The sequence below is a fragment of the Actinotalea ferrariae genome (assembly GCF_019733465.1).
GTDB lineage: Bacteria > Actinomycetota > Actinomycetes > Actinomycetales > Cellulomonadaceae > Actinotalea > Actinotalea ferrariae_A.
In genome coordinates this window covers 1-7,545 of the sequence record NZ_JACVQL010000160.1, presented here as the reverse complement: position 1 = coordinate 7,545, position 7,545 = coordinate 1, and the positions used below count along the sequence as shown (strand labels likewise).

8 protein-coding genes are annotated in these 7,545 nt (G+C 75.0%); 2 read left to right on the top strand and 6 right to left on the bottom strand.

Annotated features, from left to right (window positions below):
• On the top strand, window positions 1-476 hold a 476-nt coding region (locus tag ICW40_RS12895), incomplete at its 5' end, for a restriction system modified-DNA reader domain-containing protein (RefSeq protein WP_445206262.1).
• Here the strand turns inward: ICW40_RS12895 and ICW40_RS12890 are convergent.
• The 6 genes from ICW40_RS12890 to ICW40_RS12865 form a co-directional block, all read right to left on the bottom strand.
• The gene (locus ICW40_RS12890) at window positions 473-715 is read right to left on the bottom strand and encodes a hypothetical protein (RefSeq protein WP_221654423.1); all 243 of its coding nucleotides are present in this window, start codon (window positions 713-715) and stop codon (window positions 473-475) included. The two genes, ICW40_RS12895 and ICW40_RS12890, sit on opposite strands and share 4 nt — an antisense overlap.
• Before the next feature lies 1 nt (window position 716).
• A complete protein-coding gene (locus ICW40_RS12885; protein WP_221654422.1) occupies window positions 717-1,685 on the bottom strand; it encodes an alpha/beta hydrolase in 969 nt (322 codons plus the stop codon).
• On the bottom strand, window positions 1,682-2,653 hold the full coding sequence (locus ICW40_RS12880; RefSeq protein WP_221654421.1) for a zinc-binding dehydrogenase: 972 nt from the start codon (window positions 2,651-2,653) through the stop codon (window positions 1,682-1,684). Before ICW40_RS12880 ends, ICW40_RS12885 begins: the two co-directional genes overlap by 4 nt.
• 101 nt (window positions 2,654-2,754) lie before the next feature.
• Window positions 2,755-3,489, bottom strand: a complete 735-nt coding sequence (locus ICW40_RS12875) for a maleylpyruvate isomerase N-terminal domain-containing protein (RefSeq protein WP_221654420.1) — start codon at window positions 3,487-3,489, stop codon at window positions 2,755-2,757.
• A 57-nt stretch (window positions 3,490-3,546) separates the two neighbouring features.
• The gene (gene metX / locus ICW40_RS12870; protein ID WP_308121787.1) at window positions 3,547-4,695 is read right to left on the bottom strand and encodes a homoserine O-acetyltransferase MetX; all 1,149 of its coding nucleotides are present in this window, start codon (window positions 4,693-4,695) and stop codon (window positions 3,547-3,549) included.
• Between the two features lie 89 nt (window positions 4,696-4,784).
• A complete protein-coding gene (locus ICW40_RS12865; protein WP_221654419.1) occupies window positions 4,785-6,104 on the bottom strand; it encodes a bifunctional o-acetylhomoserine/o-acetylserine sulfhydrylase in 1,320 nt (439 codons plus the stop codon).
• 583 nt (window positions 6,105-6,687) lie between these two features.
• On the opposite strand from ICW40_RS12865, the gene ICW40_RS12860 reads away from it, so the two are divergent.
• Window positions 6,688-7,545: coiled-coil domain-containing protein (locus ICW40_RS12860; RefSeq protein WP_374199154.1), on the top strand; the 858-nt coding region annotated here is incomplete at its 3' end.

The window sequence follows — 7,545 nt, the reverse complement described above, 5'->3', positions numbered from 1 at the left end:
TGCCGAGCGTCGTCGCGCCGCCGTTCGCCGTCCGGCTCGCGGACGCGCGCGGCGACGGCTCGGGCCAGGCCGCGGGGGGCGTGCGACCCGACGCCCCGGCCGACGGTCACGTCGCGACGCTCTCGGCCGACGTCGTACCGCCCGCGTCGCTGCCGTACGCGTTCACCGGCGTCGTCCCGGCGCTCGCCGCCGACGGCGCCCATCCCGACCTCGCGCTGGTCGCCGCGCACATCGGTGCGCCGGTCGCCCTCGTCTGGTCACGGGACCGGCGCGGTGAGTTCTACGAGGCGCTGCTCCACGAGGACGGCTGGATCGAGCTCGCCGACGGATCCTGGTTCCCCGAGCCGGACGCCGCCGCCGAGGCCGTGAGCGCGTCGGACACGCACGTGGACGGCTGGTCGGTGTGGCGCCTCGAGCGGCCGAACGGGCCCACCTTGACCGACCTCCGGGACGCCGCTCGGTCGTTCGAGGGCTAGACCGGCCCGTCGCGCTGGCCCCGCGGCTCGTCGGGCGAGGGTGCCGGTGCCGGGCGCTCGTCCTGCTCGTGGACCTCGACGCGGGCGTCGTGCGCGGCGGGGTGCCAGATCTCGTCGAACGGGCCCATCGCGGAGCCGCCGTGCCCGCGGCGACGCATCCCCCGCCTGAGGGCGCGCAGCCCCAGGAGCACACCGCCGACCAGCACGAGGACGACACCCGAGCCGATCACGGCGTCCACGTCACACCCACCCGTACGCGGAGACCCACCGGGCCACCTCGGCGTAGAACCGCGTGCGTGCCGGCTCCTTGGAGAGCGTCAGGTCGTGCAGCCCGCCGCGCACGCGGACCACGGTGACGACCGGTCCCAGGAGCACGGCGCGGCGCGCGAGGAGGTCGACGTCGAGCACGGTGTCCGCCTCGCGCATCTCCTCGCGCCACCGGGGGAGCACGAGGCTGCGGTCCGAGAGCGCCACGAGCACCGGGATGTCGAGCCCCAGCCCACGTCGCACCTGCGCGTGCCCGGTCAGCACCGCCTGGATCCAGCCGGGGCGGATGGGGAAGTACGGCGTCGGCCGCCAGGCGGCGTCGTAGGTCCACTCGCCGCCGTGGTCCGTCAGGAGCGTGCGGGCGTAGAAGCCGGGGTCCCTCGTGATCAGCGGCACCTTCGGCTGCCGTCGGGCGAGCTGCTGCACCACGGGCATGCTGAGGTTCCGGGCGAACGACGCGCCCGTCAGCTCGAGCCACGGGCTGTTGAGCACGAGGCCCGTGACCGCGCCGGGGTTCCGGTGCGCCCACAGCGCGCCGACGAGCCCGCCCGTCGAGTGGCCCATGAGCATGACCCGCGACCGCTTGCCCAGGTCGCGGCGCACCTGACGGACGGCGGCGTCGAGGTCCTCGTCGTAGACCGCGAGGTCGTCGACGTAGTTCGGCGTCTGGTGCGGGCGCAGGCTGCGGCCGTACTTGCGCAGGTCGAGCGCGTAGAACGCGACGCCCTGGCCGTGCCAGAACTCCGCGAGCCCGGTCTGGAAGAAGTAGTCGTTCCACCCGTGCAGGTAGAGGACAGCGCGTGCGGGCCGTCCGGCCTCCGCACCGACCGGCCGGTGCCGCACGAGCGTCGCGACGACCTCACCCTCGTCGTCGTCCGCGAGCGGGAGGGTGCGCGCCTGGTAGTCGGGCCCCAGGACGTCGGTCACCCAGGCGGCGGTCATGCGGGGGTCACCACCACCTTGCCGAAGTGCTCGCCCGAGGCCAGCCGGCCGACCGCGTCGCGCGCCTGGGCGAGCGGGAAGGTGGAGTCGATCACGGGGCGCACGCCGGTCCGTGCCATGAAGCGCAGGAGCGCCTCGAGGTCCGCCTTGGCGCCCATGGTCACGCCGACGACGCGGAGCTGGGTGAAGAAGATGCGCGTGAGCTCGGCCCCCGGCTGGGCCCCGCTCGTGGCGCCGGCGACCACGAGGGTCCCCTCCGGACGCAGCGACCGGACGGAGTGCGACCACGTCGCCGCGCCCACGGTCTCGAGGACGGCGTCGACCCGGAAGGGCAGCCGGGCGCCGCTCTCGAGGGCGAGCGCCGCGCCCAGGCCGAGGGCCCGCTCACGCTTGGCCTCGTCCCTGCTCGTCACGACCACCTCGACACCCGCCGCCGCACCGAGCACGACGGCGGCCGTCGCGACGCCGCCCCCGGCGCCCTGGACGAGCACCCGGTCGCCCGGCCGCGCACCCGCGGCGACGAAGAGCATCCGGTAGGCCGTGAGCCACGCCGTCGGCAGGCACGCCGCCTCCTCGAAGGAGAGCTCCGCGGGCTTCGGGACGAGGTTCCAGGTCGGCACCGCAACCTGCTCGGCGAGCGTGCCCGGGTACTGCTCCGAGAGCAGCGTCCGGCGCTCCGTCGGGCCGACGCCGTGGCCCGTCTCGCCGATCACCGAGTGGACGACCACCTCCGTGCCGTCCGCCGTGACGCCGGCGCCGTCCGTGCCGAGCACCATCGGCAGGCGGTCGGCCGGCAGCCCGACGCCGCGCAGCGACCACAGGTCGTGGTGGTTGAGGCTCGCTGCCCGCACGTCGACGACGGACCAGTCCGGCCGGCCCTCGGGCGGGGCCGCGTCGGGGCGGTCGCCGAGCTCGAGGCAGCCGAGCGGGTCGTCGGGATCGGTCCGGGTGGCGTAGGCGGCGAGCACGAACCCAACCTACGGGCGAGGGCCGACCGGGCGCAGGACGGCGTGATCGTCGGCGCGCGGCGGGGACGAGGTCGCGCGGCGGGGCCGAGGTGCCCGACCGGTCAGAGCAGCGGCAGCATCCCGCCGAGGTCCGGGACGGAGTCCGACGTGTGCCTCGCCCGGATCGCCGACGTCAACGCATCCGTGTCGAGGGGCACCCGCCCCGCCGCGATCCGGACCCAGCCGAGCGGGTCGACCACCTCGAGGTCCCAGCCGCCCCGGTCGACGACGACCTCGAGCAGCGCCTCGGCCACGATCCGCACCGCGTCCGGGTCCAGCGGGCCGTCGTCGGACCGCACCGGACGGTCGAGCGAGCGGACGAGGTCGTCACCGTGGACGACGAGCTCGAGCAGCCGCGAGACGAGCATGTCGGAGAGGTGGATGGGCCCGCGCAGACCGCGCACGACGGGGTCCGGGGCGGTCTCGCGGAGCTGAGTCACCTGCGCGAGGCCCGTCTCCGCGACGCGGTCGAGCCCGCGCAGCGGGTCGTCGGCGATCCGCTCCGCGAGCTCGCGCGTCAGGCGGTCGATCTCCGCGGCGCCGTCCCGGTACGCGGCGACGTACTCGCCGAGGCTCTGCGCGGCCGTCCCGGCCGCCGTCGGCTGCACGACGGCGAGCGCCTCGAAGCCGCGCCCGAGGTGCGCCACGAGCAGCCCCACGGTCCAGCCCGGCACGGCGCTGTCGCGCGCGAGCGTCCTCGGTTCCAGCTCGGCCACCCAGCCGCGCAGCCGCAGCCACTGGCGGCGCAGCAGGTCGTCGATCGCGGTCAGCTCGGTCGCGTCCACGGGTCCACCCATGCCGGTCAGCCTAGGGACGGCCGGCACGCGCGTCCCGACGGGCGGCCGCCCGGCGCGTCAGCCGAGGAACTCGCGGACGAGCGCGCCGACCTGGTCCTCCTCGATGAGGAAGCCGTCGTGACCGAAGTCGGACCGGATGAGGTGGACGCCGTCGGCGTGCGGCAGGGCGGCCGCCATCGTGTCGGACTGCGACGGCAGGTAGAGCCGGTCGGTGTCCACGGCGACGACGAGCGCCTCCGCCGGCGCCTGCGCGAGGGCGGCCGCGACGCCGCCCCGGCCCCGGCCGACGTCGTGCGACAGGATCGACTCCGTGAGCACGAGGTAGGTGTTCGCGTCGAAGCGACGCGCGAGCTTGCCCGCGTGGTGGTCGAGGTAGGACTGCACCGCGAACCGCCCGCCCCCGCCCAGCGGCTGCTCGCCGGGCTGCGGCGTGCGGCCGAACCGCTCGTCGAGCTCGAGCGCGCTGCGGTACGTCGTGTGGGCGATCTGGCGCGCGACGCCGAGCCCGACGTGCGGGCCGTCGCCGTCCGCCGCGTCGTAGTAGTCGCCGCCGCGGAAGCGCGCGTCGCCGCGGATGGCCGCGATCTGCGCGTGCGCCCACGCGATCTGGTCGCCCGTCGTCTGCGCGGTCGTCGCGATGGGCGCGATGCGCCGTACCCGGTCGGGGGCCATGACCGCCCACTCGAGCACCCGCATGCCGCCCGCGGACGCGCCGACGACGAGCGCCCAGTCGCGGATGCCGAGCGCGTCGGTCAGCGCGATCTCCGCGGCGACCTGGTCGCGCACCGTGACGTAGGGGAAGCGCCCGCCCCACGGGCGGCCGTCGGGTGCCGTGGACGCGGGGCCGGTCGTGCCCTGGCAGCCGCCGAGCACGTTGGGCGCGACGACGAACCAGCGGTCGGTGTCGATCGGCCGGCCAGGCCCGACGAGGGACTGCCACCACCCCGCGGTGGGGTGACCGGGTCCCGCGGGGCCCGTCACGTGCGAGTCGCCCGTGAGCGCGTGCAGCACGAGCACGGCGTTGTCGCCCGACGGCGAGAGCGTGCCCCACGTCTCGTACGCCATGGTCACGGCGGGCAGGTGCCCACCGGCCTCGAGGTCCATGGCCCCGAGCTCCACGAAGAGCCGGTCCCCGGCCGGGTCGCCCGGACGCCACGCGGCGCTCGCCGGCACGAGGTCCGGTGCGGCGGTGGCTTGCGTCTGCACGACGTGCAAACCTACGGCGCCACCGCGGACCTCACCTGTCGTGTCCACGTGCGTGCTCGTGTGCGCGGCGACGCGGCCGGGGAGCGACATCACGCGCCCTTGGCTGCCCGGAAGCCGGCGTCGAGGTCGGCGAGGATGTCGTCGACGTGCTCGATGCCGACCGAGAGGCGGACCAGGCCGGGCGTGATGCCCGACGCGAGCTGCTCCTCGGGCGTGAGCTGGCTGTGCGTCGTCGACGCCGGGTGGATGACGAGCGAGCGCACGTCGCCGATATTCGCGACGTTCGAGTGCAGCTCGAGCGCGTCGACGAACCGCTTGCCCGCCTCCGCGCCGCCCGCGAGCTCGAACGCGACGATCGCGCCGGCGCCGCGCGGCGCGTACTTCTGCGCGTTGGCGTGCCAGGGGCTGGACGGCAGGCCGGCGTAGTGGACGCGCAGCACGTCGTCGCGCTGCTCGAGCCACTCGGCGACCGTCTGCGCGTTGGCCACGTGGCGCTCGACCCGCAGCGACAGCGTCTCGATGCCCTGCGCGATGAGGAACGCGTTGAACGGCGAGATCGACGAGCCCAGGTCGCGCAGCAGCTGCACGCGCGCCTTGAGGATGAACGCCAGGTTGACGCCGAAAAGGCCGCCGACCCCGAGGTCCCGCGCGAAGACGAGCCCGTTGTACGACGGGTCGGGCGTGTTGTAGTTCGGGAAGCGCTCGGGGTGCTTCGCGTAGTCGAACGACCCGCCGTCGACGACGACCCCGCCGATCGCGGAGCCGTGGCCACCGAGGTACTTGGTGGCGGAGTGGATGACGACGTCGGCGCCGTGCTCGAGCGGGCGGATGAGGTACGGCGTCGCGACCGTGTTGTCGACCACGAGCGGCACGCCGACCTCGTGCGCGACGCCCGCGACGGCCTCGATGTCGAGGACGTCCGCCTGCGGGTTGGGGATGGTCTCGCCGAAGAACAGCTTGGTGTTCGGCCGGACCGCGTCGCGCCACGCCTGCGGGTCGTGCGGGTCCGTGACGAAGGTCGTCTCGATGCCGAGCTTGGGCAGCGTGTAGTGGAGCAGGTTGTACGTGCCGCCGTAGAGGCTCGGGCTCGCGACGACGTGGTCGCCCGCCTCCGCGATGTTGAGGATCGTGAAGGTCGTCGCGGCCTGGCCGGACGAGAGCAGCAGCGCGCCGACGCCGCCCTCGAGCGAGGCGATGCGGTCCTCGACGGCCTGCGTCGTCGGGTTGCCGATGCGCGTGTAGATCGGGCCGAGGTCCTGCAGCGCGAAGCGTGCCGCGGCCGCGTCCGCGTCGGGGAAGACGAACGACGTCGTCTGGTAGATCGGCAGCGCGCGGGCGCCCGTCGTCGGGTCGGCGGACTGGCCGGCGTGGATCTGGCGGGTCTCGAAGGACCAGTTCTCGTTGCTCATGGGGTGGCTCCTCATCGGTGACATACCGCGGGGTGACCACAGCCAGCGCGCTGACCCGGCCAGCCCGCGAAGGACTGGGGACTGTGCGCACGTGGGAGAGGTGCCCTGCCGGGGGTCAGGTACGCCGACGCGTACGAGCCCAGCCGGTCAGCGGGCACACCACCGAACGTGCGCGGGTCAGCGACACATTCGGCAGAACATGCTCGGAGCCTACGGCGCGGTGATCGTATGGCGGTACGAGTGTCTTGCTGTGTGGGACGCGAGCGTCCGTCGACCGGCGCTCGGCGACGGCCGCCTGCGCCTGATCGGGTGAAGTTCGCGCTGGGCCGGTCTGCGACCCGGGCCCCTCCGGCGGGTCCGGACCGCCGCGGTCACCGGGCCCACCGTCGGCGATCCGTGCTCAAGGGCGTGCCCGTGCGCGTCGATGGACCGGGTGAAGCGCTGTGACCTGTGTGACTGGTGTGACCTCTGTTGCTGGTGCGGCCCCTGTTCCTCCTGTGACTGGTGTGAGTACCGTGGCAGGCGAACCGTGGCGCACGTGGCGCGACGGGTGATCGCGACGGCTCGTAGAAGGACGTGACGGATGAGGACCTGGGGCACCGGGATGCGGCGGGCTGCCGCCGCGACGACCCTCGTCCTCGTCCTGGGCGCAGCGACCGCCGGCGCCTCGTACGCGGAGCCCGACGTCGGCCAGGACGACGTCGAGGCCGCACGCGACGCCGTCCGCACGACGGCGCGTGACGTCGCGGCCCTCGAGGTCGCCCTGGCAGGTCAGTCCGCCGCGGTGGAGACGGCGTGGGCCGAGGTCGCCGCGGCGGCCGAGGACTACAACGAGGCCGTCGCCGCGCGCGACGCCGCCGCCCAGCGCTCGCAGGAGGCCGCCGCCCAGGCTGCGGCCGCCGCCGAGGAGGCCGAGGCGGCACGCGACGAGCTCGGCCGGATCGCCCTCCAGGCGTACCGCTCGGGCGGCTCGCTCGACGGGCTCGGGGCCTTCCTCTCGGCCGACGGCTTCGAGGACCTCGTCGCCCGGCGCACGGCGATGGACCAGCTCGGCGGTCAGGCGCAGCGCGCCGTCCAGCGCTTCGACGCGGCGGACCTCGTGGCCCGCACCCTCCAGACCCGCGCCGACGAGGCGGCCGACGAGGCCGAGCGCTCGGCGGACGACGCCGAGGCGTCGCTCGCGTCGGCCGAGGCGCTGCACGCCGCGGCCGAGGAGCAGGTCGCGACGATCGCCGCGGAGCGCGAGGCCCTGCTCGGCGAGCTCGCCGCGCTCCGCCAGACGTCGCTCGAGGTCGAGCGCGCTCGCCAGGCGCAGGTCGACGCCGAGCGGCTCGCGGCCGCCGACGGCCTCGTGCTCCTGACGATCCAGGACCTCGTCGCCTGGCGCCGTGAGCACGACGACCCCGTGCCCGACGGCCCGGAGCCGCCGCGCGCCCGCGTG

Excerpts from the sequence above, each read along its gene's own strand:
- ICW40_RS12885 (WP_221654422.1), bottom strand. The coding sequence starts at position 1,685 with ATGACCGCCGCCTGGGTGACCGACGTCCTGGGGCCCGACTACCAGGCG.
- ICW40_RS12875 (WP_221654420.1), bottom strand. The coding sequence starts at position 3,489 with ATGGGTGGACCCGTGGACGCGACCGAGCTGACCGCGATCGACGACCTG.
- ICW40_RS12865 (WP_221654419.1), bottom strand. The coding sequence starts at position 6,104 with ATGAGCAACGAGAACTGGTCCTTCGAGACCCGCCAGATCCACGCCGGC.